Here is a 25,382-nt window from a genome sequence, read left to right as displayed (position 1 = left end):
CACGCGATTCTTAATGAGGTGATATTGAATTTTCCCGTTCTTTCCTAGCTAATCTCCATTCTGATCTATAAGCTTAGCGTGAACGACGAAGCGTGCATTCTCGAAAGCCGAGGAGCATGTGGACAAAGTAAGAATGGTATCCTTAGAGCTCACCTCTACGTCCGAATGATGAAGAGATTTCTCCTTCACCTCATTTAAGAAAGCACCATACTCCTCATCTGATGCGAAATCCGTCTTTATATAATCGAATGAAGAATCCGTCGTATAAGCCGAAAAAATGATCCATTTTCCGGTTCCATAGATGGTATCGAATTCGATAGTCGCCTTATTTTCAAAATTCCATCTGCTTTCATAGCCTACTAAATCTGCAAACATCGTCTTGTTCTTCATGTCGTGCCCATAAATAATAAAATTCCGATTAAATCCCCCAACATTATTCCTATAATCCATAAAAATACTGCCAGCCACGTTCTCTTCCTTGTTAACGTCATGCTCCAAATAAAACTCATTGTCCTCCCCTTGCGTAACGGGGTAATCGATTCTCGTGCCCTCGATTGTAATCCAGCCTACGATATCCTCATTCCTCTTTACTAAGTCCGTGAACCTGACATTGAATTTCTTCTCTAGGGGTGCAGTTGAGGGTTGAGGTTGAGCTATTGGCTCAGACGGCTTAGGTAGTGAAGAAAGCTGTTGTACCCTAACAGGCTCGTAGTAAACATTCCTAATTTCCGCATAGGTTTTACGATTCTTATAACCGTCCTGTAAGTAAGCTCCTACCTTAACCATGGAAAATAGAAGCACAATTGCCCCAACTGCAAACACACTCTTTCTTATCCACCTATCGTATATTGTCCTCATTGAGACCTCACCTTTTCGTCTACAAAGGGAAGTCCCTCCGCCATCATCATGGCTTCGGGACTTCCGCTTGTCATCGAATAATATGCAGTTAGCAGGATTGAACCGTTTATTGCTGCTTCGCGAATGTCTTCCTGGACAGGAACATTGCTGCAGCAGCACCGGCTGCTAGCATCACATAAAGCATAACGCCGTTATCACCTGTCGCCGGATTAGCAGCAGCCGCTCCGCCGCCACCAGCTGCTTCGAATTGAACGGCACGAACGTTAATGTCGCCTTCAATGAATACAACGTAAAGATCGTGTGCACCTGTTAGTCCTGTTACTGGAGCTTCAAACCACTGATACTTCTGCCAGTCTCCTGTAGGATCATATTTAACAGTAGCAAAAGGTGTACCCTTAGGATCGTCTACTAAGAAAGCAACCGAGCCTCCTGCATTCGGGGTCGCGAGTTCAATCTTAACCTTCGCTGCTCCGTCAGCACCGAAATCTACGCCGCTGAATTTCGCGTAGTTTCCTGCGATAATGTATCCCAGGTTTTTGTTCTCATTTTCCTCAACACGTGGACCCTTACCATCGGAGAATTTACCCGAATCACTGTTAAGCTCCGAATTGTCCGCTGGCGCAATTTTACCGTAAGGGTTAATAGCCGCAAACGCTAACGCTGAGCTGCATAAGAATAATACCAATGCCATTGATAGAACCAACATAGATTTTTTCATTTTCTACACTCCTTTTAGTTTAAGTACGAATGACCATTTCGAATTGCATTTTCGAGCTTTCGCCCCTTGCATGAACTAGGTTGCGGTACCGCCCGCTACCTCGAGACGAAAATTTTCCCGAGGTCTAGCCTACCACCTCCTTACCGACCACTTATTTGTAAGTGCTTTCATTTATTCATGCCCTCTGACTTTATTTTCGATTTTCTAGGTTATCTTATAATTTCTACCAGAACTTCAACATGAGGTGTTTTTAAACTTTCCGGTATATTGCTATCCTTTTTTATTCTTAACAAGAAAAAACGGCTCCCGGGTCAATGAACTGACCAGAGAGCCGCTTCCTTACGTTCTACTGATGGCTCGTAGGATGATTAACCGTCAACGGAATTTGTCCGTTAAACAGTCTGTTAATGTCCCCTGCCAACCGAAGATAGAAATCAGATGATAAGGAAACACCATCTGCATCCAAGGTTAGAAAGTATTGATTAGTCGGGATCATCGAGCTATTCTCGGCAATTTTCGCAATAGCTGTACCCTCATCATACTCGTCGAACATAGCTACATATCCCGTGTTAATTCCTAGATCTTTCATGTTGTATGCCTGTCTCCACATGAAATCCCCATGAAGACGCGGGTTCTCATTCCGTGGTCCACCCGTCATATTCGACCATGCAGAGCCCGGCCAGATAACCGGCTGGTAAGCAATGTTACGAAGCTGAGTATACGTAAAATCCGGCCCATATTGGTTTGTCTTATACGCGTCCACATCGCTGAGGCCGTTGCGTCCGAAGCGTCCAACGAACCACGGCGAAAGCATATCAAGCGACTCATATACGCTCATAAAGCCCGCCTTGGAATCATTGTTGCCTGTTCTCCAATAAGTCGGAACACCACCGATCACGTACACGCCTTGGTTTTTGAACCAATTGATTAAATCAGCATGCTCGGCAGCTGTGCCAGGACGATCGGTAAAGCCGATACCCCAAATGCAAACGACCGTTTTCCCGTTCTGCTTGGCATAAGCGGAAGAACTCGTTAACTTCATATTGTTCACAACATTCGTCGTCCAATCGTGCTTAACCGCTTTTGCCCAATTGCTCGCATTCATATCTGTAATATCATACATAACATAGAACTTGCGATTGTAGGCTTCTGCGGCGTTCTTAACCTTTACTGCAACGTTATCTCTGTTCGTCTTCCAATTGTTCGGAGTATCACTTTCATCGGCTCCAAACCTCTGCAGGGCTGCTCCGCTGATATTATAAGTCTGCATCCATTCAAAGTGCTTGTTGACCGTTTCTTGATCATATGAGGAAAATAGCTTAGCTTGGGTTCCATTACCGAAGTTCGCAAGATTCGTCTGATACAGCTTCGAATACTCCCTAATGTCCGGATATAGCTCGAAATTCACATTCGAATTAGCGGTCGGTGCATTGCTGTTCTTGGACCAGTGGATCCAGCTTCCATTCGGTGAGCCATCACCGGCAGCGCTAAACCAGCCTTGATATCCTGCGAACAGCTTACCAACGACATCACCTCCGGTAACTGGAGTCGTATTGCTGAACTTAAACCATTTAATATTAAATAAGTTACCTGCCCCTCCAGTGAACTTCAGATAAAGATTATGAACCCCCGTCACGTTGGCAACAGCGCACGTTATGGTCGTCCAATTTTGCCAGCCGCCCGTTCCGGGCACGGTACAGGTTCCAGCAAGAGTGCCACTCAAGCTGTCCAGCCTTACTTCAATGTTGCCGCCAGTCGTATTGCTGGCAACCCGTGCTTGCAGGGAGTTCGCTCCCCCAGCAAAATCAACACTATAGAAAGCAAGATAATCACCGCTATCAATCCAACCGACATTTTGCCCACCTTCACTAGAGGCTTCTGTTTGAATACCGGATTGACTGCTGTATGTGGCCGCTTCAATCTGGTTGAAGGCTGATAGACCGCCAGCAAATTTAAACCATAGAATATTAAAGAGATTTCCGCTTCCTCCTGTGAATTTCAAATACAACGTATGCACGCCGCTCGCGCTACCACTTAGACTGCACGTTTGTGTTGTCCAGTTCTGCCAGCCGCCCGTTCCGGGTACGGCGCAGGTTCCTACGAGTGTACCTGTTAAGCTGTCCAGCCTAATTTCAATATTACCGCCGCTTGCATTGCTTGCGACACGAGCTTGAAAGGAATTAGCTCCGCTACCGAAGTCCATGTTAGTAAAAGCGATATAATCGCCATTATCAATGAATCCAACATTTTGTCCGCCTTCACTGGAAGCCTCGAGCTGGATACCAGACTGGCTGCTGTAACTCGACACTGCAATTTGATTAAATGCCGATGCTGCAGATGCAATAGACGGGGACAATGTGAATGGGGTAAGAAGCAGAGCCGCAATGAGGATGCACGCAATCGTAACATTTTTTCTCGATAAAGAATGAAAGGTTCGCATAAATAAATACCCTCCTCGGTTTTTTGATCTGACCAAGAAAACCATCCTAAACCTTTGAGAATAATCCCTAAACTAATCCCTCCTCCTCCCTCCCGCCAACGACTTACTGCCATACTCCGTGCCATTTGGTCCCACCATCACCTCCCTTCTAACGTTTAATTGAAAGGGCTTTCATGAAAGGGGTTGCCTGTCCCAAAAATCGTATAATACCACCCTCCGAAATGGATATGAGTCATTCTTAAAATTTACCAAGCAAATCCTATCCAATATGATGGATAATTTTCAACCGCCAAGATCACACCATAAAGTTTACTATTCTCTCATTGTTTAACAGATGCCCTCTCCCTTACAATTACCGCGTATATCCAATTTCACTCACAGAAAAGGGGCACCCCCATGAACACGCCGAAGCAGGTCATCCACGTTATCTCCCATACCCATTGGGATCGGGAATGGTATATGCCATACGAAGCTCATCACGTTAAGCTCATTCAAACAATGGATGCGTTGCTCGACACTTTTGAATCCGATTCAGAATTTCGCAGCTTCTATTTAGATGGACAGACCATTGTGTTGGAGGATTACTTGCAGGTGTACCCGGAAAAAAGAGAGCTGCTGCAGCGGTTGTGTCAGGAAGGAAAAATTTCGGCGGGTCCTTGGTATGTCCTTCAGGATGAATTTCTGACAAGCAGCGAAGCCAATGTCAGAAATCTTCAGGTCGGCCATCGCGATGCCGCTGCCTTCGGCCCTGTGTCCAAGCTAGGCTACTTTCCTGATTCATTCGGCAATATGGGGCAAGCGCCTCAGCTTCTTAAGCAGGCTGGTATTAATAACGCCGTATTCGGTCGGGGTGTCAAAGCTACAGGCTTTAACAACCAGGTTGGGGAGGATGCTAATCTGGAATCCCCTTTCTCTGAGTTAATCTGGGAAGCACCAGATGGCTCTCAGGTACTTGGCATCTTGTTTGCCAATTGGTATAACAACGGTATGGAAATTCCCGTGGACCCCGATGAGGCCAAGTCGTACTGGGCGCACCGAATTGAGAGTGCTACCCGTTATGCCTCTACTCCGCACCTGTTGCTTATGAATGGCTGCGATCATCAGCCGGTTCAGACCAATCTCTCGGAAGCTCTGCGTGTTGCTCGCAAGCTATACCCAGAGCATGAATTTATACATTCTAACTTCGACGATTATATAAAAGACGTTTTCTCCTCTCTGCCACCTAAGCTAAGTGTGACCCGAGGAGAGCTACGCGGTCAGAAAACGGATGGCTGGTTCAGCTTAGTAAATACGGCTTCGGCTCGAGTTCCAATTAAGCAATTAAATCAGCAAAACCAAACTCTTCTTGAGAAGGTTGCCGAACCTCTAGCTACTCTTGCTTATGGTGAAGGCAAGCCTTACCCGCATGCTCTACTCCATTACTCTTGGAAAACACTTATGCAGAATCATCCCCATGACAGCATCTGTGGCTGCAGCGTAGACGAGGTATACCGCGAGATGGAAATTCGATTTGCCAAGAGCATGGAGGTAGCCAAGGCAATCGTGCAAGAAAGCGCGAAGCATCTGAGCAATCAGGTCGATACGACTACCTTCGAGGGGTATGGACCTGAAGCCACTCCGTTTGTTGTCTTTAATACAAGCGGATACGAAGGATCGTCCGTTATTACCTACGAAGTCGAGTGGTCGAAGCGTTATTTTAAGCAAAGCGAGAATCCGGTTCAAGTATCGGAGGAGGTTCTTCAGAGAACACATGCTAATGGCTACCTTATAAATCATCGTGGCGAAAAGGTTGATTATACCGCTGAAGATTTGGGAGTGAGGTTCGGCTATGACTTACCAGATGACAAGTTCAGACAGCCTTACATGGCAAGAACCATTAAGCTAGTCTTCGAGACAGGCGTGCTGCCCGCGATGGGCTATGCTACCTTTGCTTGGATTCCCTATGCGGATAGCTCTCATGAACAATCTGAATTAAAGAACACTCTAGTCACTGGTTCTACGACGCTTGAAAATGGTAATCTGCGTTTAACTGTCGAAGCTGATGGCGGAATAACATTATTAGATAAGGTCAGTGGTCAGCAATTTACTGATTTGGGTCATTACGAAGATGTCGGGGATATCGGCAACGAATATATATTCAGACAGCCAGATAATGACATCCCCATTACAACGAAGGGGCGGCCAGCACAGATTCACATTGTTGAAAATACACCCTACCGGGCAACGCTAGAAATTAAGCAAAGCTTGGAAATACCGGAATCTGCGGACGATAGACTTGAGCAGGAAATTCGCACAATGGCATCGATAATGGATCGAAAATCCAAGCGCTCGCATAAGCTGGTCACTCTAAATATTACGACGAGAATTAGCCTAGAGCGATTAAGTAAAAGTGTTCATATTAAAGCTACCTTCGACAATCCAGCGAAAGACCATCGGATACGTGCGCTATATCCGACGGATGTGCAAGCTACAACTCATTTCGCAGACTCCATCTTCGAGGTGGCTGAACGGCAAACCACCCCCTCCGTGGAGTGGCAAAACCCGAGCTATTGTCAGCATATGCAAGCATTCGTTGACGTTCATGAAGACAATCGTGGGCTGACTATAGGCGGGAAGGGTTTGAACGAGTACGAGACACTGCTCGACGGAAGGAATACTCTTGCCATAACCCTTCTTCGGTCGGTCGGAGAGCTAGGAGACTGGGGTGTATTCCCGACACCAGAAGCACAATGTCTTGGGACACATTCCGCAGAGTGGACACTCATTCCACACCGCGGTCACGATCGAGCCGAAGCTTACCGGGAAGCACACCGATTCGCTGTCCCCGTGACCCCTTGCCAAACCGGCATTCATGTAGGTGTTCTGCCGCCTCGTTACGAGTTTCTACGGTGGGAGGGCGAAGGCGTTCTGTTCTCCAATCTGAAGACAAATGAAGAGCGAGGAGACTGGATGGCTAGGTGGTATAACGTGACTGGCACTCCAAGTGAGATAAGGATAGTGTCAGCAAAGGATAGTAAGGCTTACGTAAGCAACATACTAGAGGACAAAAGTAGTAGCGAAGTGATAGAATCGGCTCCCATTGCTGGGTATCAAATCGTAACCGTTGGCTTTCAGAATTAAATGAGTAAAAGCAAACACCGTCATCCTAAGGACGGCGGTGTTTGCTTTTGTCGTAGAACGATTAATTAAGCCTCCTGAATTCCCCCTGCCTCTTCCTCTCGAAGAGAATCCAATACCGGGTGCCTAATCGTGATTTTCGTACCCATTCCTTCTCCTGTTTCGATATGAAGCTTGTAATGATTACCGAAATAGAGCTTAAGTCTTTCATTCACATTCCTAAGACCGACTCCTTGCCGCCGGCTTCCTTTCCCGTTTTCCATCTCGGAGTCGAGCTGTGTGAGGACCGTCTGAGGAATTCCTTTGCCGTTATCCGTAATTTCAATGACAATATCCTGATCCTCAATATAACCAGATAAGATAACCTTTCCTTTCTCAAAATTATCTCGAATACTATGCTGAATAGCATTCTCTACTAAAGGCTGCAGCAACAGCCTCATGAAAGGCAGAGCAAGCACATCCTCATCAAAAAAGTAAAGCACCCTAAGCGGCATTCCCATGCGAGCCTGCTCAATCTGCACGTAAGCCTTTACCTGCTCTACCTCACGGCCTACCGTTGTAATGTCCTTTCCTTGGTTCAAGCTCAGCCTGAGCAGGTTGCCTAGTGCCGACACCATCTCACCAATATCCGAACGTCCATGGTTCTCGGCCTTCCACCGAATGGACTCCAGAGTATTGTATAGGAAATGCGGATTAATCTGATGACTTAGCACCTGAAACTCTAGCTCCTTTTTGTTTCTCTCCGATCTCGTAGTTTGTTCAATTAATCCTTCAATTTTCTTAGTCATGCTCCCGAACCCGCGATAGAGCCAGCCTATCTCATCCTTACGGGCGGAATACGGCACCTTGTATTCAAATTCTCCCTCTTCTAGCTTTCTCATGAGGCGAACCAGCCTAACAACTGGATGGGTGAAACTAAGCGTAATATAGATGACCACAACCACAGAGCAAATGAGATAGATGACTAGGAAAAGAACAAGAAGCTGATTCATTTCCTTCATAGGATGTGTCAACGCATTTAGCGGAGTTAAGCTAACGATCGACCAAGGCTCGCTGTCCATTTTCACGTAAGTAATCAACATATCCTTGCCATCCATTTCTAGAGTCTCCGCACCTCTAGTAGAAGCTTCGCGTATTTGCAAAAATTTCTTAGAGGGAATACTTGTCCCTGTCCATTCGTTATCGAACGAGTCAAACAAGACTTTCCCGTCCGCTCCTACAATAAGGAATTTCTGCCCAGGCATACTTTCAGACGGGGAGAAAAACCTCCGAAGATGATCTTCCGCCAAATCAGTTACAACCAGCCCCCGAGGCTCTCGGTCATAGAGTCCTGTAAATCTCTTAACATACGAAAGCAAAGGTCTCCCATAGAGACCTTTTTTGGGCATAGATAAGTGCCAGGTAGGCACAATGCTAGACTTCGCCTTACGGAACCACTCCTCTTGGCCTGTTTGCGGTGACAACCCTAAGGTGTTCATGTAGGTCGGATAGAGAGAAGGCTCAAGTGGGTAGACCCGGACTCGCAAAGCATCAATCTGTGGCTTCATCATGTATACTAATCCCAGCATTTTTACCGCAAAAACTTCTTCCTCTTCTCCATTGCGGGGCTTGCGCTCCAGCCATTCCTGCACATTCTTATTACCAACGACTTCGTTAATCTGGTCATTAAGCTGCCCTAAATAAGTTTCGAAGTTCAGCTTAGCCTGCTGCACGTAGCTCATAGAGAAGGTCGCGTTCGCGTTCTTAATCCCTTCAATGGATTTCATATAAGAGTAGTACGCAAAAATAATAAAGGGAACGATGGTTATAGCAAAAAATATAAGAATCATTCTGTTACGAAAGGAAGATGCTAGTCTAAAGGAAAAAGCCTTAATCATCTACGATTCCCCTCTGCTTCCGGAACTCCTTAGGTGTAAGCCCGGACTGCTTCTTAAAGAGCTTAGTAAAGTGAACAGGATCCTTGTATCCAACCTGATAAGATATTTGATAGATTTTGTAACGGACGTCCCCTAGCATATCCTTCGCTTTTACTATTCGTACATCGGTTAGAAATTCGAGAAAGGTCATCCTCTTTTCCTTCTTAAAAAGCTTACTTAGCCACACTGGAGTCACATGAACCTCATCAGCTACGATCTGCAATGACAGGTTATCCGCATACCGCTTACGAATAATCTTCTCCGCCTCTAGCACAATCTGACTCGGAGATGATGTCATTTTACGAAAATCCGCAGCCATTGCAAGCAAATAGCCTTCCACCTTTACTCTAAGTGATTGCAAATTATCGAATTGCTCTAGCTGCTCCCAGATAGAGATCGGATTCCGTTCCCACACTCGATTAGGCCAGCCTGCTGACGCGGCACCCCGGAATATCCCCATCAGCCACTTGAAGGTTTGCTGCTGAATATCCTTCAGGCTGCAAAGTCCCCAAGCTTGAACCATCTCAACGAACTTATCCATCGCTGCTGTTACATCCTCGTCCGAGCCATACTTTACGAGATCCAGCACCTCATTCGGCTCCTGAAGAGAAAGCTCTATCCGTTCCCCATAGAGCTCGAAGCCATGCTCCGTAAATATTCGATTTCCTCCATAAACGACCTTCTGATCCAGCAGCTCTCCTGTTTCCAGAAACATCTCATGAATATGGTTTAATTCCCGCGGGTTTGAGCTTATGCCAATGCTTGCTTTCACCTTTACAAATTCATTAATTCTCCGCAGGCTAATCTGGGCCAACGATTTGATTAAGGCGAGCTGCTCTTGATGCCTGCAGCTTAAAACGGCGACCCACCGGAAATGGGAATCGTTAAAGATAGCGAATGGATAAGGAAATTCCTCAGCCAGAGTTTGACTCACGACGTTGCCGATTCCGAAAAGAACAAGCTCCTTCTCATTCACGTACCCTCGTTCATTCGTAATAGCCTTAAGATCATCCACCTCAACGATCATAAGCTGGATGGACTGATGCGTCATCCAATCCAGCTTTAGAGCCTGTAACCGATGAGAAATACGTGTCTCACGATAAGGATCAAATTCATGCTCTATAATTTCACGAAGTAATTCTTCTCGTAATTTCGGTACGGCTAGCTGATTTTGGTTTCTGAGCTGCACTTGATTGTGCTTATCCAATCTCTCGCGTAGAATCTGGTCGGTCGCTTTGCGAACAATACGTCCCAGCTCTTCCGTATTAATCGGTTTAAGAATATAATCCATTGCTCCAAGCTGCATAGCTTGCTTTACTAGCTCAAAATCATCATAACCACTAATAACGACGGCCTTCCAAGGATAATCATCAATGCGATAAAGCGAGCCAAGAAACTCAAGCCCCGACATTCTGCTCATCTTAATATCCGTAACGATAAGATCTGGTTTCTTCTCGAGAGCGATTGTGATTGCTGTGTCCCCGTCATCGGCAGCGAATACTTCGTCTATTCCGTATTCACTCCAAGGAATGCGTTTACGCAAGCCCTCACGAATTTCGAACTCGTCGTCCACGATAAGCACGCGCAGCATAGCCATCATCCTCCTGCCGTCCTGGGTTATCCAACCTTTAGACTTTACAACAAAAGAAATCGCTTACAGGCTCAATGATAACCGAATCCAGTTTAAGATTGCACGGGGGTAATCTTAAACTTTATAGGCTTTATTTAATCTGATCCCAAGAATAAATCGGGTTCCAGTCTAGGATGCTCTTGGCGAGTTTATTGCTTACGATAGCCTCTCTATCCGAAAAATTTAGGCGGTGATCCTTAACGTCAGGATAGAATTTTGATAATAACTGTTCAGTTGGCCAATCACTTAACGTATCGTCGCTTGTGATGTTTAATGTGTGGTGTCCTTCCGCATTACTGTGAAGCGCGGCTATACATGCTGAGGCTGCATCTCTAATATCGATATAGCTCCACAAAATACGCACGTACTGTTCTGGCTTGCTGATAGAAGAAAGCGAATAATCCTGAGGCTTAATAATCATGGAGAATCTCATGGAGAAAACCTGCATGCCCGTACGACGATAAAACATCTCTCCTGTTTGCTCGCCGACAATTTTGGACAGGCCATAGCATTCCTGAGGCAAAGACGGATGCTCCTCATCGACAGGCACATAGTTGGGTGAGAAGGGTTTAGGCGCCCAGCAAAAGCCGTAAGCAGATTCACTGGATCCTATTATTACCTTCTTGATGCCAAGAATGGATGCAGCTTCAAGCACATTATAGGTCGCTCTGACGTTATTCCCAAATATATAATCATTCGTGTAGCCTAAGGGAGCCGGAATGGCTGCCAAATGAATAACAGCATCTGCTCCATTAAGCGCACCAACAACTTGACCGAGATCAGTTAAATTAACATTAATTTGCTTGCAGTTTAGTTTATCCGACCATTTCTCGTCCAAGGACACGACTCGAAAGCCTTGTAAAACAAACTCTTTAATGACCCATACTCCCAACTTTCCGCTTCCGCCGGTGACCACTATCGTTTGCAAAAAGTTATCCCCTCTCCTACCATTAATCTATGTGCCTATATCTTAAATCTGGCAACCAAGAGGAACAAGGGGACGATATTAAATAAAGAAGTGAGATATTAGCCAATATTAGTTATTCTCTGAATGACTCGTTCGCCCTTGCAAGACTGATATCCATTTCATTAGTCTCCAATTAGGGGTATATGTACGAAGGAGATAAGTAATGTGCCGATACATCCTTTTTTGTTCATTTTAACATAAATTGGGTTTTTTCGTTTCGATTGTTTCTAAATATCGAAGGGCTGTTCCATAGGTAACTTTTGGGCAGCTCTTGTTATGTCTATCGATCATAGTTTTTGCGGGGAAGTATCTCCTTGCGGGTGCTGGTTGAGATCGTGAAATCTGAATGGGTAAAACATAAAAGGAGATTTCACGATCTCAAAGGCACACGCTACGCTCCTACAGGAGATACTTCCCCTCTTTTTCTTATCGATTAAGGTCAGTAAAAATACAAGAAACCTCTCTTTGGCAAAATGGAAGTGTCGAGCAACCATTTAATAAAGAGAGGTTTCTTTGTACATTTAATATATCATGGACCAACCTTCACCTGTGGAACAGCCACTTAGCATTAATCTATATTAATTACATCACCAGCTAAAGCGATAGTGCCCAGAGCCGACACGAACAACGGCTGCGCCATCTGCTTGCTCTGCAAAATCTACGCCTTTCGCCTCGTCCAAGGAAATTCCGCTCTCCTTTATGGAATTCAGCAGCGCTCCAGGCAGGTGAACTTCTGCTGAAGTATTTACTGGAACGGTAACCTCGAGCTCCATACCTCCGCCTTCTGCCTTTTTCCAATAGGAACGAATTTCCCCATACATCGTATCCAATCGACCCTCTGCCCAATCCAATCCTTCACCAGGCTGAGGACGAATGAATATTCGCTTATACCCAGCAGCCTGCTCATCGGTATCTATTCCCGCTACGGAACGATATAACCAGTCGCCGATTGCACCATAAGCATAATGGTTAAAGGAGTTCATATCCTTACTCCAGAAGCTGCCATCCTCCTTAATCCCATCCCAATGCTCCCAGATCGTAGTTGCCCCTTTGGTTACTGGGTACAGCCATGAAGGATAATCCTGTTGGAAAAGAAGCTTATACGCAGCATCGTTCTGACCATTATTACTAAGCGCATGGTTTAAATACGGGGTACCTACAAACCCAGTTGTCAGATGGAATTTACTCTCTTCCAATAGCTCCATTAGCTTAGCCGTTGCCCGTTTCTTAGCGGGCCCTTCGAGTATGCCAAACATAAGACCGAGCACCTGAGCCGTCTGCGTCGGCACTGACAATCGACCGGAAGGTGTTACGAACTCCTCCGTAAATGCAGCGACAACCTTCTCGTACAATTCCGCATATTTCGTCGCGTCCTCTGTTTTACCAAGCACAGCTGCCGACTTCTGAAGCAACGACACCGAGTACGCATAGAATGCCGTCGCAATATAGTCCCGATCTGTTGCTCCAATGTAAGTATCTGGCTTAGAATCGAGCCCGAGCCAATCACCAAAATGAAAGCCCGTATTCCACAAATACTCGTTTTCCCCTTGGCTCTGAATATAATTCACCCAAGCTTGCATACTTCCATATTGCTCCTCCAGTATGCGCTTGTCCCCATAACACAGATAGATGGTCCAAGGACAAATGACCGCTGCGTCGCCCCATGCAGCTGACGAGTACGAATTTTCCTCAAGCACATGAGGAACGACGAAAGGAACGCCGCCTTCTTCCGTTTGATCCGCCTCGAGGTCCCGGCACCATTTGGTGAAGAAAGGAGCTACGTTCTTAATATAAGCCGCCGTTCGTATAAACATCTGGGCGTCTCCCGTCCAGCCAAGCCGTTCATCCCTTTGCGGACAATCCGTTGGGACATCAAGAAAGTTACCCTTTAGTCCCCATTCGATATTGTGCTGAAGCTGGTTAACTAATGGATCAGAGCATTCAAAGCTCCCTGTCGTTGCCATGTCGGTATGCAGAACGATTCCTGTGAAGTTCTCCAGCTCAATTGGTTCCTTAAAACCGATTAACCGAACGTATCTGAATCCTTGGAAGGTAAACCGTGGTTCATAAGCTTCTGGCTCTCCTCCCTTAAGGATGTATCGAAGGGTCTGTTTGGCTGTACGCATATTGTCCGTGTAGAAGTTGCCATCACGATCCAGAACCTCAGCGTGGTGAATTTCAACCTCGCTCCCCGCTTCACCCTGCACCGTAAATTTCAACCAGCCGACCATGTTTTGCCCTAAATCTAGCACGGTTTCCCCATTTGGCGTTACAATTAGTGAGATAGGCTTAATCTCTTCAATCTTCCTCACAGGATCATTCTCTTGGGCGATAAGCACGTCGAAGGACTGGTTTAATGAATCTACCGGTTTCCATGTACTGTCATCGAAGCTCGCGCTACTCCATCCCGTTTGCTCCAGCCTGGCATCATAAGTCTCTCCGTGATAGATTTCGGCCATCAGAATAGGGCTTCCTGCTGTCTTCCAGCTTCCATCGGACAGAACGATCTGTTCGGTTCCATCCTCATAAACGATGTGCATTTGTAAAAGCAGAGCCTGCCTATCTCCATATACGGAGTGCTGGTGCTCCCATGCAAGGAACCCTTTGTACCAACCATTCCCTAGCATTGCACCTACAACATTCTCACCCTGTACAAGCTGCTCCGTTATGTCATAGGCTTGCACCTGAAGTCGATGCTTATAGCTAGTCCAGCCCGGTGCAAAATAGCTGTCGCTTACCCTGCTGCCGTTCAGCTCCAGCTCGTAAAGACCAAGAGCTGATGCATAAATACGAGCTTGCTTAATGCCTGCTTTTACTTCGAACGCCTTGCGCAGCAGCGGGCTTTGTTCCTTGCTGGATCCATCCTCTGCTTGAGCCGCTCCAATAAACTCCGCCTGCCATTCATTCGCATCCAATATTCCGGTTTCCCAATAAGCAGCTTCCGACCACCCAGAGCTATCCCCTAGCTGATCCCAAGCTTTTACACGATAGTGATAGCGCTTACGTGAAACCACCTTCAAGCCCTCTAGCTCTACATGAACAGATTGATCTGAATTTACTTTCCCTGAGCTCCATACGTTATTGTCAAACAACTGGCTATCTGCCACTTCTATCTCGTAAGCTGATTGTACGATGGATCGTTGATCTGAATTAAGCTTCCAGCTAATGCGGGGCTTTAAAACATCAATGCCTAATGGATTATTCTTATACTCACAACGTGGTTCTATGACCTTCAACATAGGTGAAGAAGCTCCTCTCTCTTGCAAGGTTAATTTATCCCTATGATATAATGGTGGCACAGTAAAGTGTTGTGCCACCAAGGACATCTTATTGCGGCAAAACGGACATACGAAAGTAATATTAAAATTGGAGGGTGCTTCGGATGAATCGACTAATTACAACCCTTAAGGGCGAGATTTATTTTCATAACGATATGCCCATATATGTAAATAGAGTTACTGAAAGCTTCACTACTCCTATGCATAAACACGACTTCATTGAATTTGCCTACATTGCCGAAGGGAGCGGTTTTCACTACGTTGGCGAGGAAGTTCATGAGGTGCGCAAAGGCCAGCTTTTCTTTATCCCCATTGGAACGTCACATATATTCCGTCCTGTCTCGGTAGACAAAACCAAGCATCAGCTAATCGTCTACAACTGTGTATTTCCGCTTCAGCTTCTTATCAAATTAAGTGAATTTACGTCCGATAGCCATGTACAACAATTTATTTCCTCCATTTATAACGGAGCCGAATCCTATTATTTTCTCTTGGACACCGGTGATTCGATTGAGAAGCTTTTTATGCTTCTTCACCGCGAATATTCCATACAGAGAGCCGGCTCATCTGATTATCTTTGCACACTTATCCTGCAACTGCTTATTACTGTGCATAGAATGAAGCAACAATTGTTGCCGTCACACTCGCAATCACATTCAACACGTAAGCTTACTCAATTTGATCATCTGCTAACCTACATGGAGCAAAATTTATCAAATGATCTTTCCCTGAGCCATCTTGCCCAAATAAGTCGATGGAGCGAACGCCATCTGCAACGCTTGTTCAAGCAGCATACCGAACAGTCCTTTACTCGCTATCTCCAATTGCTTCGTATGCAGAAAAGCTGCGAGCTGTTAAGGAGCACCGCCTTCAAAATTAGTACCATCGCCGAGATGACAGGCTATAAAGATATAGCCTCGTACATCGATGTGTTTAAACGTAATGTAGGTAATACACCTAGCGGATACAGGAAAGCTTTCCTGCAACAGCAAGCGTAAACAGGTTTAAACTGCCATTCGGACATACAGAAATAGCCAAAGATCGCTGTGTGCGTTCTTCGGCCCTATTTATTATGAATGAGATAATCTCTGTATGATATCACGGTAGCTGCTCTAGCATTAGCTTAGATATTAAAGCCCTATGGCCTTATCAATAGCCTCTATTACCCGGCTCGAATGAAAAGGCTTAATGATAAAATCCTTGGCACCACTTTTGATGGCGTCAATAATTAAATTACGCTGTCCCATTGCAGAGCACATTACAATATTGGCTTTCGGATCCATCTTCCGTATTTCCTTAACAGCTTCCACGCCCTCCATAACAGGCATCGTAATGTCCATTGTTACTAAATCAGGGCGTATCGTTTTATATTTGTCCACGGCCTCTTGACCATTAGTGGCCTCGAATACAACCTCATGTCCGGCACTTACTAGAATGTCCTTAAGCATAGCACGTAAGAAAGCAGCATCGTCGACTACCATTATTTTAGCCATTTGCAAGACCTCCCTATGAGGAAAAGAACCTCTAACAGGTAAATGAGATACAACCTGCCTTTCTCTCATAATAAACGACTTAACTTAACAAATTCTGAACAATCAGATTCTTCTCCTATCTGCTTGCACCGCCACCGCCAGAAGAGCCACCGCCGCCACGTCCACCACCCCCACCACCTGACCCGCCCCTGCGACCCAATGAGTTTATGATAGCGAACGTAATGACTCCACCCGTCAGCTTAAAATCAAGGAATATGAGTAACACGACGCCCAGACCGAGCAGTATTTTCACATAACCGGGCATGTTAGAAAAAAATCCACCGGCACCCCCATCAGCTAACGGAGGCAAGCCTTCATCCACAATTCCAGTTGTGTCGACCCCAAACTCCGCAGCAATTTCTTTGACGATGGCACTTTGCGTTTGGGAAAATGCGAGGTCTAAATTACCTTCATCACGATTTGGAACAAAATAACGATCTAGTATAGTCCCCGCCTTGCCATCCGGTATACGTCCCTCCAGCCCATACCCCACTTCAATTCGCACGTGCTTGTCTGAAGCCGAGTAGAGCAGAAGTACCCCGTCATTTCGCTCCTTACTTCCTAGCCCCATTTTGCGAAATCTGGAAACCGCGTAATCCTCTAACGTCTGATTACCTAATGACTTAACTGTAACGATACCAACCTGTGCCGTCCCCGTATGCTGATGGATCCAAACTGCCCGATTATAAAGCTCATTTTTCATTGGTGTCGAAATAATGCCAGCCTCATCCTGAATATATACACCGTAAGATGAGCCCCCTTGAGCTGAAGTCATCGGCATTGCTGTTATGATCAATAAACCAAATAACCAGAAAATAGCGGCAGCTTTAAGCAATCGGCCAGCCATCGTTAGAATTTCACTTCAGGCACTTTTTCTGCACCCGGAGCTGCTTTGAAAAAATCCTTCTTCTCGAAACCAAACATAGATGAATAAAGCGCCGCTGGGAACTTCTTGATCTTCGTATTATAAGCAGTCACTGAATTGTTATAGTCCTGACGAGCTACAGCTATCCGATTTTCAGTTCCGGACAGTTCGTCCATTAATTTGGTAAACTGCGTATCCGCCTTGAGAATCGGATAATTCTCCACGACAACAAGCAATCTAGATAGCGCTCCCTCCAGCTCCGTGTTAGCAGCAGCCTTCTCTGCCGTAGTACGTGCTCCTGATAGCTTACTTCTCGCATCGGCAATCGCTGTGAATACTTTCTCTTCATGGGCCGCATAGCCTTTGACTGTGCTCACAAGATTCGGAATGACATCCTCCCGACGCTGGAGCTGAGTATCTATCTGCGCAGCTTTATTATCCACTGTTGTTTCCGAAGAAACGAGCCCGTTATAGGAGCTAACTGCCGAGAGTACGACAATAAGCAAGAGCGCGCCTAAGACAAGCCATGTAACCATTGACCGTTTCATTTTCATACCTCCATTGTTACCTCATCTTTAATTCCTTCTTGTACTTATTGTGCCCAAATGAATCAAGCTTGTTTTGTTATTGATATGAATAACTGCGAAATTTATACTTTTGATTACATAAAAAAGCCTCCTCAAATTTGAGGAAGCTCATTTTTTACTATTAGAATTGTCTTTATTTTGACTCATCACCTTGTAAAGCATTCATTTCTTCATATCCATCACAAATTAGCTCTAGCTTACCTGTTTCAGGATGTATAATGAAGCCATGCACGGGAATGTATGTGGGTACTAATGGATGCTTACGAATAATGTCGATGCTATGCCTTACACCATCTTCTGGCTTATCGAAGCCCCTTAGGAATCGTTCCATCTTAATACCGGAGTTTTCCAAAGTAGAAAGCACAGTGTCAGATATCCCATTTTTCTTGAATTTCTCCACCAATGATGCTGAGTCGAGCTGAGTCATCCCGCAGCCATGGTGACCAATTACGAGAACCTCTTTCACGCCCATCTCATGAATGGCGATTAAGATGCTTCGCATGGCACTGCCGAAAGGCTGGGTTAATATTGCGCCCGCATTTTTTATTATTTTGGCATCCCCGTTCTTCAAGTTAAGCGCTTTGGGCAATAGCTCTACTAATCGGGTATCCATGCAGGTTAATATGGCGACTTTCTTCCCAGGGAACTTATCTGTCAAAAATTCCTGATATCTTCCCTCTTCAACGAATTGTTGATTAAACTCCAGCATATCGCTAACGATAGACAATGGTATTTCTCCCCTTCCATACAAGCCCAATTAAACATACAAAAGAGACTATGGGCTGTCTCTTTAGTGTAAACCATTTAATTGCATTTTCAAAGAAAAGATCAATATTGGAGTTAAACTAATATCTTACAGCTGGCTCAAGGAGAGTAATCGTCGCGGTATCAGCGTTCATATTCGTAAATGCGCCAATAGGAATGGCCGTTTTATAGATACCATGCCCGGAGGCTAGTCCTGTTATCAGCGGCTTGCCTAGCGGAACAATATGGTCGTTAATTAAATCCTCATATGATTGGCCATAAGCGTCTATGCAGCCTGTGCATTCGCCCATAATTATGCCGGAGCAATCGCTAAATTTACCAGCTAGCCTAAGCTGTTCAATATATCGAAATACGGTATTTACAGGCTCATGAACTTCTTCAATTAGAATAATTTTACCTAAAGTATCAATCTCGAACGGGGTACCTAGCGAACCAACGAGGGAGGTTAGGTTGCCACCGATGAGAGGTCCGCTGGTACTTCCTGCAACTCTACCCACAAGCATTTTCCCAGGTGGATTATTAATTGTTCGAGGTACTGTGACTGATGAGGTTGCCGTAAAAAACTGCTCGAAATTATAGGGCGGAGTTTCCGGTTTAAAATCAATAAGCAGAAGGCTATGAAGTGTAATTATGCCCGAGAGCTGTGTCAGAGCGTTTAACAAAACTGTAATATCGCTGTACCCACTAATTATTTTAGGATTCCGCCGAATATATTCATAATCTAGATAAGGTAAAATCCCTTCCACACCTACACCTCCGCGTGAAGGAAGGATCAACCTCACGCTTTCATCGGCGAACATGCTCATTAAATCTTCCGCCCGCTGCTGAGGGGTGCCTGCTAAATAGCCATTTTGAGCATAAACATATCTCCCTACGACAACATTTAGTCCCATTGATTGCAAATAGGCGATTCTCGTATTGATGGTTTCCTCTGCCAGAGGACTTCCAAGCGTTACAATACCTACTGTATCCCCACGCTTCAATGCCAGTGGCTTAATGGCCATTCAAGCCCCTCCCCTCATCTGTTACAATCCGCTACCTTTAGAATATGAATGCAGCTTCATAATAAGAAGGAAAAGCACGGGTAGTAAGCGCAACACAGAAAAATTACGAATATCTGCTGCTCAGCTATTGGGTTATAATGGATCATATGCTGAAAAAGAACGGGGGCGTGTTAACGAGTGGCCAGGACGAAGATATTTATTAGCTCCGTCAATGAGGATGGACTTAAACGTCTGCGTAGAGAGGTTTTCACGGAATTAAAGGAGCTAGGACATGAGCCTCTTATGTGGGAAGAAAATCTTGGTCCATGGCTTGCACATACAGATCCAGTGGCCAAATGCCTTGAGGCGGTTGAGGAATCGGATATTTTCTTACTCTTTATTGGTAATCATGGAGGCACCTATTATAAGGATGCTCAACGAACCGTCACGCACATGGAATTCATTAAAGCGTATGACAAAGGGAAAACCATTCTTATTTTTGTCGATACTACAGTTAAAGCTACGTTCTTCGGTACGATTAAGAAGTGGCTGGATGACTTTCTGGAGCAATACATAAACGAGTCACACCATCATCCGTCACCTGAAGTGATTATGGCAGCTCTTAAGCAAAACTCTAACATTCCTAGCCATATTGATCCCTATGTCTGGTTTCTGCTGCATGACCTTTCCATAAGGAATGTATATTTAGATGATCTGTCGCTTGGCGTGAAAATCGATTGGAAGGAATATTTCAGTGATTTGCTGCGTCGCGGGTCTCTGCTGCTTCCACTCCAGCATTCGATTTTGGAAAATGGGCGGAGGCTAGAGCAGTCTGAAGAGGCCTTCCGTTTACTATCAGAGCTGTCGTTGCTGGCACAAGCATCTGATAAACCAAACTATGATTCCATTCTCAAAGCTATTATGAATAAAATGTCTGGCGGAATGATTGAGCACCAGTATGGACAGTATATGACCGAAGTTATTGGCTCTTATAAAGCCTGTATCGGGGCGACGCTCTATCTCAAAGATAACGATAAAATGAAGTTCGTAGCCAAATGCGCCGATGTTGTCTGGAATCGATCGTTCAGACTCGATGATCAAAGCTCTTACGTCGCATTGACCTACAATATGAATAAGGACACCGTTCATTATACCCAAGCAAAGCAAATGTTTTATTGCTGCTTTAAGCAAGGTAGATACGTGCTCACTTTGCATTTCCCCTCGGATTCCGACTGGGACAATCGAAAGTACATGATCTATCAGGAAAGCGTAAATGATGCTATAATGAACAAAAATCCGTACTTGGTTGAGACGATTAAAATGCTCTTAGGAGGCATGCAGCCATGAGTGTATATGTATCGAAAAATGGCAAGGTCAGCCTTGCTGTCGGAGATCAACCGAAGGACGCGCTCTTGTTCGCTCCTTCCAAGAAATCATCCGCCCAACTAGTCAAAGAGGATTTATCCGCCTGGAAGCTAAGCAATTCAATCATACAAGAACGCTTTGCCAAAGCGACGAAGCGTTAACCAATAACCTGCAGGGTCCTCAATGACTCTTGCAGGTTTTGTTTATATCCATCGTTACATACTCCTAGTATGTATGTAGCCTATTTTTGTTTACAACAATACATTCGTTTGGTATAGTTACTTACATTAAGTAACCAAATAACTTTATCGGAGGAATGCCGAATGTCTCAATCCATACATGCGGACACCGTCCTTGGTCAGCTAAAGCTGAAGGTTAGCAATCTTGAGCGCTCAGTTCAATTTTATAAGGAAGTTGTTGGCTTCCAAATACTCAATCTGCAAGAGAAAAGTGCAGAACTGACAGTAGACGGGCAAAATATCTTTCTCATTCTTGAGGAAATTCCGAATGCGGCTATCCCCCCAAGAAGATCCGTTACTGGCTTATATCATTTCGCCATTCTAGTACCTACTCGCGAGCAGCTTGGCTTGTCTCTACGTACTCTTGCTGAATCAGGTATTCATATCGGGCAAGGGGATCATCTCGTAAGCGAGGCTCTTTACATTGAGGACCCAGACCATAATGGAATTGAGATCTATTGGGACCGCCCGCGGTCTGAATGGAAAACAGATTCTGAAGGCAATATTATGATGGGTACTGAACCCGTTGACATTAAGGGACTGCTGCAGCTTGCGGGCGATAAGCCTTGGACAGGCTTGTCAGCAGGCACCATTCTTGGGCATCTTCACTTGCACGTAAGTGAGCTTCCTCCATCTAAAGTCTTCTACTGCGATATTCTAGGATTCGATATGGTATTTGACGCATCTAAAATGATGGGCGCCTATTTTATTTCAGCCGGAGGTTACCATCACCACATCGGTATGAATATTTGGGCAGGGATTGGAGCTCCTCAGCCTTTGGCTAACGCAACTGGTTTAGCCTATTATACGATTGTGCTTCCTTCCCAAACCGAGCTGGAACGGACACTTGGTAAAATTAAAGATGCTGAAATTCCCTTGGCTGCGCAAAACGATTACTGGGTAGTAAGAGATCCTTCAGGTATCGAGATCAGACTCATTTCTGCTAAGTAAGGTCATTTATGCAAAAAGACTTGTCGAGAATTATCTCCATAGAGAGGAATCCTGACAAGTCTTTTCATTTATCCCTTATGAGGATGCGGATGGTTCCGCTGATTCCAATGCACGTGGCTCGCCACCGTGGCCTCGTCCTTTACCGCCGCCATGACGTTGTTCTCCACCAAAGCCTTTTCCGTTAACAATTGATTCCGCTATTTTCGTCACATCCGCCAACTTCTTATCCGCTTGCTCCTGCGTCAATTTCCCGTCCTTTACCTCTTGCTTGATGCTATTGGTAATTGCCGTCTTCTGCGCATCTATCAGCTTCTGCTTGTCAACGCCCTTATCTGTCGCTAGATCAGCTAATGATTTGCCGGAGTCTAACCCCTGCTTTACTTGATCGGCAGTAAGTCCAAGCACCTTAGCTATCGCGGTGAAATCAGGGCCCGCACCTGGAAAGCCCCCTCCGAACCTGCCTTCAAACTTATCCTTTTGAAGATCAGAGTCTATAATCTTGTCCAGATTATCGGCAAAGCTTTTCTTCTTCTCCTCGAGCTTCTTATTAAAAGACTCAGTCAATGCACTCTTCAGGCTTTCACGAGAAACTCCCTGCGCCTCGGCCACTTGGGCTAACGTCGAGCCTGCCTTAATCTTCTCGTTAAAAGCAGCCTGGTCGAGCTTTAATAGATTAAGTACTTCTTGGCTGACAACTCCTCCATCTTTCCTGAAGCCTCCGCGTTCCTCCTGTAATCCACCTTTGGCGGACCAAGCAGATTGTTCCTTCTTCTCGCTTGTTGAGCTTCCAGAGGTCGCTGCGGCATAGGCCGAAAAGGGTATCATGACCGCTAACGCAGCTGTAATTCCTAACGTTCTTACTGAGTTTTTCATTTTCATTCCTCCTATTACTTCTATTCGTCTTACAATACCCATTATTAACAACGTCCCTGAAAATAGGCTGAGGTCAGCCTTAATGGAACATAAAGATTGGCTGAGTGAAAGCTGAAAGCTATCGGGTAAATGAGCGAAGTATTAATGTACTCACGTATTATCTAAATATCTGTCACATGTAATCTTAAGGAATTCTTCAGGATTTTTTTCCAATTTATTTAAGGTTATCTAGTATAATCAATTTCAATTGGAGGGATTTTTCGTGATAAAAATGACTGAAGTGAACCATCAATTCGCAATAGGTAAAAAGGGGAAAGAACGCGTTGTCCCCGTACTCCATAATATCGACTTGCATGTTAAGCAACGCGAAATTGTGGCGATTATTGGCCGGAGCGGCTCAGGAAAATCTACTCTACTTAATTTAATGTCTGGGTATATCAGACCTACATCAGGCGAAATTCGTGTAGCGGATCAAATTGTAACGAATTTGAGTGAAGGGGATTGGGCTAATTTTCGCTTGGCGCATCTAGGCTTTATGTTTCAGAGCTTTCAGCTTATTCCGAGTATGACTGCCTTCGAGAACGCTGAGCTTCCTCTTGTATTGAAGGGCATCGGTGCTTCTCAGCGTAAGAAGAGCGTAATGGAAATGCTTGAGCAGTTAGGAGTAGCCGAATATGCCGGGCATTACCCTGGAGAATTATCTGGAGGCCAACAGCAACGAGTGTCCGTAGCCAGATCCTTAATTCTGAATCCCCCTATTGTTCTAGCGGACGAGCCCACGGGGAGCTTGGATAGCGACAACGAGCGTCAGCTCCTGTCTATCATCCAGCATTTGAACCAAGATCGCGGTACTACTTTTATCCTGATTACCCATGATGAGCAGGTTGCCAAAATCGCGCACCGTACGATTACGCTGAAGGACGGGCATTTATTGAACCCGAACGGGAAAGGAGACTCCTATGAAATTCATTGATCAGCTCCGGTTTGTCCGGCAAAATATGAAAAAAAATAAAACCCGGCTGTTCATGACGGTATTGGCGACGGCTATGGGCTGCTCATTTCTCATCGTGCTTGCCTCCGTCGGCTTTGGCTTGCAGAAGAGCATCGTAGACAAGATTGTCGGCGACCGGATGGTTACGGCTATAGAAATACATGGAGTTCGATCCAATGACCGTATTAATCAGGTTATCGATGAGGAAAAAATAAAATACTTACGTTCCGTCGAACATGTCAAAACAGTCACTTATCGCAACTATATTTTACAGCAGCTGAATCCCACTGTTGAAGGTATTGCCGCAAACAGCAATGGAGCTGTTAATGTTGATTTTGAGGCAGAAGCTAAAGCTGGTTTCGATCTCAGTGCAGGCAAGCTTCCGCAAAATCCGAACGAAGTCGTTATTGGCTTCAACATTCGCAAGGCGCAGGATGACAATAACCTGAAGGAAGCTCCTCCCGCCAAGGAGTGGATTGGCAAGACGATGAATCTTGAGGTGAAGAAGCTTGCAGAGGATGGTAAGGAGGAGACCACTAGCATCCCTGTAACTATCGTCGGAGTTAGTAAAAAGCCTTCTCGTGAATGGGACACGGACACGATGGTCTATATTGGCAAAGAAACATTGGCGGTAATCGAAGACTTTACCCAGACGCAATGGGGTGCGATGCGGCTCTCAGATAAGGTTGAAGGTGCAAAGGACAACCAGCCTCCCGGCTTACAGGATCCGCGCCAATATAACTCCGTACAAGCTATCGCTGACGGTGCCAACCGAGTGAAAGGCATTGTCCAGAAAATTAGCGATAAAGGCTACTTTAGCCATTCGATTGTTAATGAGCTAGAGCAGGTTAACCTGGTATTCCTGATTATGAAAATTGGTCTTGGATTTATCGGCACCATTGCCGTATTAATAGCTTCGATTGGTATATTCAACACGATGACGATGGCGGTCACTGAGCGCTCACAGGATATTGGTATTATGAAGGCAATCGGCGCTCACCCCTCTTCGATTCGACGTATTTTCTTGCTGGAAAGCAGTATAATCGGGCTGCTTGGAGCGTTCATTGGGACGCTAGTCGCCTATATCATTTCATTTGCGGTGAACGCAGGCTTACCGCTAATTATTGAAGGGTTCATGAACGAGAAAGTGCCTAGCGATTTCCGTTTCTCATGGATTCCACCTTACTTGGCGATAATTGCATGCGTTATCTCGCTTGGCGTAGCCTTGCTTTCCGGCTCGCGTCCAGCTAAACGTGCTACTCGCATCGATGTGCTTCGTGCTTTGAGACGGGATTTATAGGGTGCTA

20 protein-coding genes are annotated in these 25,382 nt (G+C 45.3%); 7 read left to right on the top strand and 13 right to left on the bottom strand.

Features of this window, described 5'->3' with window-relative positions; genetic code table 11:
- Positions 1-48 precede the first annotated feature (48 nt).
- The 3 genes from srtB to KCTCHS21_RS05395 form a co-directional block, all read right to left on the bottom strand.
- Positions 49-858: a class B sortase gene (gene srtB / locus KCTCHS21_RS05405; RefSeq protein WP_130605672.1), complete on the bottom strand. Its 810-nt coding sequence runs from the start codon at positions 856-858 to the stop codon at positions 49-51.
- A 106-nt stretch (positions 859-964) separates the two neighbouring features.
- Complete coding sequence (locus KCTCHS21_RS05400) at positions 965-1,576, bottom strand: carbohydrate-binding protein (RefSeq protein WP_130605670.1); 612 nt, start codon at positions 1,574-1,576, stop codon at positions 965-967.
- A gap of 346 nt (positions 1,577-1,922) precedes the next feature.
- Complete coding sequence (locus KCTCHS21_RS05395; protein WP_130605668.1) at positions 1,923-4,016, bottom strand: carbohydrate-binding protein; 2,094 nt, start codon at positions 4,014-4,016, stop codon at positions 1,923-1,925.
- 396 nt (positions 4,017-4,412) lie between these two features.
- Here KCTCHS21_RS05395 and KCTCHS21_RS05390 point away from each other — a divergent pair, with 396 nt between their 5' ends.
- A complete protein-coding gene (locus KCTCHS21_RS05390) occupies positions 4,413-7,136 on the top strand; it encodes an alpha-mannosidase (RefSeq protein ID WP_130605666.1) in 2,724 nt (907 codons plus the stop codon).
- Positions 7,137-7,201: 65 nt separating this feature from the next.
- On the opposite strand, the gene KCTCHS21_RS05385 is transcribed toward KCTCHS21_RS05390, so the two are convergent.
- The 4 genes from KCTCHS21_RS05385 to KCTCHS21_RS05370 form a co-directional block, all read right to left on the bottom strand.
- On the bottom strand, positions 7,202-9,010 hold the full coding sequence (locus KCTCHS21_RS05385; RefSeq protein ID WP_130605664.1) for a cache domain-containing sensor histidine kinase: 1,809 nt from the start codon (positions 9,008-9,010) through the stop codon (positions 7,202-7,204).
- Positions 9,003-10,640 carry a response regulator gene (locus KCTCHS21_RS05380; RefSeq protein WP_130605662.1) on the bottom strand — a complete coding sequence of 546 codons (1,638 nt, stop codon included), beginning with the start codon at positions 10,638-10,640 and terminating at the stop codon, positions 9,003-9,005. Before KCTCHS21_RS05380 ends, KCTCHS21_RS05385 begins: the two co-directional genes overlap by 8 nt.
- 130 nt (positions 10,641-10,770) lie before the next feature.
- Positions 10,771-11,607, bottom strand: a complete 837-nt coding sequence (locus tag KCTCHS21_RS05375; protein ID WP_130605660.1) for an NAD-dependent epimerase/dehydratase family protein — start codon at positions 11,605-11,607, stop codon at positions 10,771-10,773.
- A gap of 626 nt (positions 11,608-12,233) precedes the next feature.
- A complete protein-coding gene (locus tag KCTCHS21_RS05370) occupies positions 12,234-14,885 on the bottom strand; it encodes a glycoside hydrolase family 78 protein (protein WP_130605658.1) in 2,652 nt (883 codons plus the stop codon).
- A 143-nt stretch (positions 14,886-15,028) separates the two neighbouring features.
- On the opposite strand from KCTCHS21_RS05370, the gene KCTCHS21_RS05365 reads away from it, so the two are divergent.
- Positions 15,029-15,922: an AraC family transcriptional regulator gene (locus KCTCHS21_RS05365; RefSeq protein ID WP_130605656.1), complete on the top strand. Its 894-nt coding sequence runs from the start codon at positions 15,029-15,031 to the stop codon at positions 15,920-15,922.
- A 132-nt stretch (positions 15,923-16,054) separates the two neighbouring features.
- Here KCTCHS21_RS05365 and KCTCHS21_RS05360 read toward each other — a convergent pair whose 3' ends face one another.
- The 5 genes from KCTCHS21_RS05360 to KCTCHS21_RS05340 form a co-directional block, all read right to left on the bottom strand.
- A complete protein-coding gene (locus KCTCHS21_RS05360; RefSeq protein WP_130605654.1) occupies positions 16,055-16,417 on the bottom strand; it encodes a response regulator in 363 nt (120 codons plus the stop codon).
- Between the two features lie 115 nt (positions 16,418-16,532).
- A complete protein-coding gene (locus tag KCTCHS21_RS05355) occupies positions 16,533-17,303 on the bottom strand; it encodes a TPM domain-containing protein (RefSeq protein WP_130605652.1) in 771 nt (256 codons plus the stop codon).
- Between the two features lie 2 nt (positions 17,304-17,305).
- Positions 17,306-17,869 (bottom strand): LemA family protein, encoded by a 564-nt coding sequence (locus KCTCHS21_RS05350; protein ID WP_130605650.1) that lies wholly within the window; start codon positions 17,867-17,869, stop codon positions 17,306-17,308.
- Positions 17,870-18,041: 172 nt separating this feature from the next.
- On the bottom strand, positions 18,042-18,635 hold the full coding sequence (locus KCTCHS21_RS05345; RefSeq protein WP_130605648.1) for a beta-class carbonic anhydrase: 594 nt from the start codon (positions 18,633-18,635) through the stop codon (positions 18,042-18,044).
- Between the two features lie 118 nt (positions 18,636-18,753).
- Complete coding sequence (locus KCTCHS21_RS05340) at positions 18,754-19,677, bottom strand: S66 peptidase family protein (protein WP_130605646.1); 924 nt, start codon at positions 19,675-19,677, stop codon at positions 18,754-18,756.
- Positions 19,678-19,854: 177 nt separating this feature from the next.
- Here KCTCHS21_RS05340 and KCTCHS21_RS05335 point away from each other — a divergent pair, with 177 nt between their 5' ends.
- From KCTCHS21_RS05335 to KCTCHS21_RS05325, 3 genes are all read left to right on the top strand, one after another.
- On the top strand, positions 19,855-21,003 hold the full coding sequence (locus KCTCHS21_RS05335; protein WP_130605644.1) for a DUF4062 domain-containing protein: 1,149 nt from the start codon (positions 19,855-19,857) through the stop codon (positions 21,001-21,003).
- A complete protein-coding gene (locus KCTCHS21_RS05330) occupies positions 21,000-21,182 on the top strand; it encodes a hypothetical protein (RefSeq protein WP_130605642.1) in 183 nt (60 codons plus the stop codon). Before KCTCHS21_RS05335 ends, KCTCHS21_RS05330 begins: the two co-directional genes overlap by 4 nt.
- A 162-nt stretch (positions 21,183-21,344) precedes the next feature.
- On the top strand, positions 21,345-22,211 hold the full coding sequence (locus KCTCHS21_RS05325; RefSeq protein WP_130605640.1) for a VOC family protein: 867 nt from the start codon (positions 21,345-21,347) through the stop codon (positions 22,209-22,211).
- A gap of 75 nt (positions 22,212-22,286) precedes the next feature.
- On the opposite strand, the gene KCTCHS21_RS05320 is transcribed toward KCTCHS21_RS05325, so the two are convergent.
- Positions 22,287-23,084 carry a hypothetical protein gene (locus KCTCHS21_RS05320; protein WP_130605638.1) on the bottom strand — a complete coding sequence of 266 codons (798 nt, stop codon included), beginning with the start codon at positions 23,082-23,084 and terminating at the stop codon, positions 22,287-22,289.
- A gap of 262 nt (positions 23,085-23,346) precedes the next feature.
- On the opposite strand from KCTCHS21_RS05320, the gene KCTCHS21_RS05315 reads away from it, so the two are divergent.
- Both KCTCHS21_RS05315 and KCTCHS21_RS05310 read left to right on the top strand, forming a co-directional pair.
- Positions 23,347-24,057, top strand: coding sequence for an ABC transporter ATP-binding protein (locus KCTCHS21_RS05315; protein WP_130605636.1), 711 nt, complete (start codon positions 23,347-23,349; stop codon positions 24,055-24,057).
- Positions 24,044-25,375 carry an ABC transporter permease gene (locus tag KCTCHS21_RS05310; RefSeq protein WP_130605634.1) on the top strand — a complete coding sequence of 444 codons (1,332 nt, stop codon included), beginning with the start codon at positions 24,044-24,046 and terminating at the stop codon, positions 25,373-25,375. The genes KCTCHS21_RS05315 and KCTCHS21_RS05310 overlap by 14 nt, the downstream gene beginning before the upstream one ends.
- Positions 25,376-25,382 lie beyond the last annotated feature (7 nt).

The sequence above is a fragment of the Cohnella abietis genome (genome assembly GCF_004295585.1).
Classification (GTDB): domain Bacteria; phylum Bacillota; class Bacilli; order Paenibacillales; family Paenibacillaceae; genus Cohnella; species Cohnella abietis.
Note: the sequence above shows the minus strand (reverse complement) of the source record. Positions and strands in the feature narration are given on the sequence as shown.

Coding starts and splice junctions, on each gene's coding strand:
- KCTCHS21_RS05325 (WP_130605640.1), top strand. CDS start 21,345: ATGTCTCAATCCATACATGCGGACACCGTCCTTGGTCAGCTAAAGCTG.
- KCTCHS21_RS05390 (WP_130605666.1), top strand. CDS start 4,413: ATGAACACGCCGAAGCAGGTCATCCACGTTATCTCCCATACCCATTGG.
- KCTCHS21_RS05395 (WP_130605668.1), bottom strand. CDS start 4,016: ATGCGAACCTTTCATTCTTTATCGAGAAAAAATGTTACGATTGCGTGC.
- KCTCHS21_RS05330 (WP_130605642.1), top strand. CDS start 21,000: ATGAGTGTATATGTATCGAAAAATGGCAAGGTCAGCCTTGCTGTCGGA.
- KCTCHS21_RS05350 (WP_130605650.1), bottom strand. CDS start 17,869: ATGAAACGGTCAATGGTTACATGGCTTGTCTTAGGCGCGCTCTTGCTT.
- KCTCHS21_RS05320 (WP_130605638.1), bottom strand. CDS start 23,084: ATGAAAAACTCAGTAAGAACGTTAGGAATTACAGCTGCGTTAGCGGTC.
- KCTCHS21_RS05310 (WP_130605634.1), top strand. CDS start 24,044: ATGAAATTCATTGATCAGCTCCGGTTTGTCCGGCAAAATATGAAAAAA.
- srtB (WP_130605672.1), bottom strand. CDS start 858: ATGAGGACAATATACGATAGGTGGATAAGAAAGAGTGTGTTTGCAGTT.
- KCTCHS21_RS05380 (WP_130605662.1), bottom strand. CDS start 10,640: ATGCTGCGCGTGCTTATCGTGGACGACGAGTTCGAAATTCGTGAGGGC.
- KCTCHS21_RS05360 (WP_130605654.1), bottom strand. CDS start 16,417: ATGGCTAAAATAATGGTAGTCGACGATGCTGCTTTCTTACGTGCTATG.
- KCTCHS21_RS05355 (WP_130605652.1), bottom strand. CDS start 17,303: ATGGCTGGCCGATTGCTTAAAGCTGCCGCTATTTTCTGGTTATTTGGT.
- KCTCHS21_RS05370 (WP_130605658.1), bottom strand. CDS start 14,885: ATGTTGAAGGTCATAGAACCACGTTGTGAGTATAAGAATAATCCATTA.
- KCTCHS21_RS05340 (WP_130605646.1), bottom strand. CDS start 19,677: ATGGCCATTAAGCCACTGGCATTGAAGCGTGGGGATACAGTAGGTATT.
- KCTCHS21_RS05385 (WP_130605664.1), bottom strand. CDS start 9,010: ATGATTAAGGCTTTTTCCTTTAGACTAGCATCTTCCTTTCGTAACAGA.
- KCTCHS21_RS05365 (WP_130605656.1), top strand. CDS start 15,029: ATGAATCGACTAATTACAACCCTTAAGGGCGAGATTTATTTTCATAAC.
- KCTCHS21_RS05400 (WP_130605670.1), bottom strand. CDS start 1,576: ATGAAAAAATCTATGTTGGTTCTATCAATGGCATTGGTATTATTCTTA.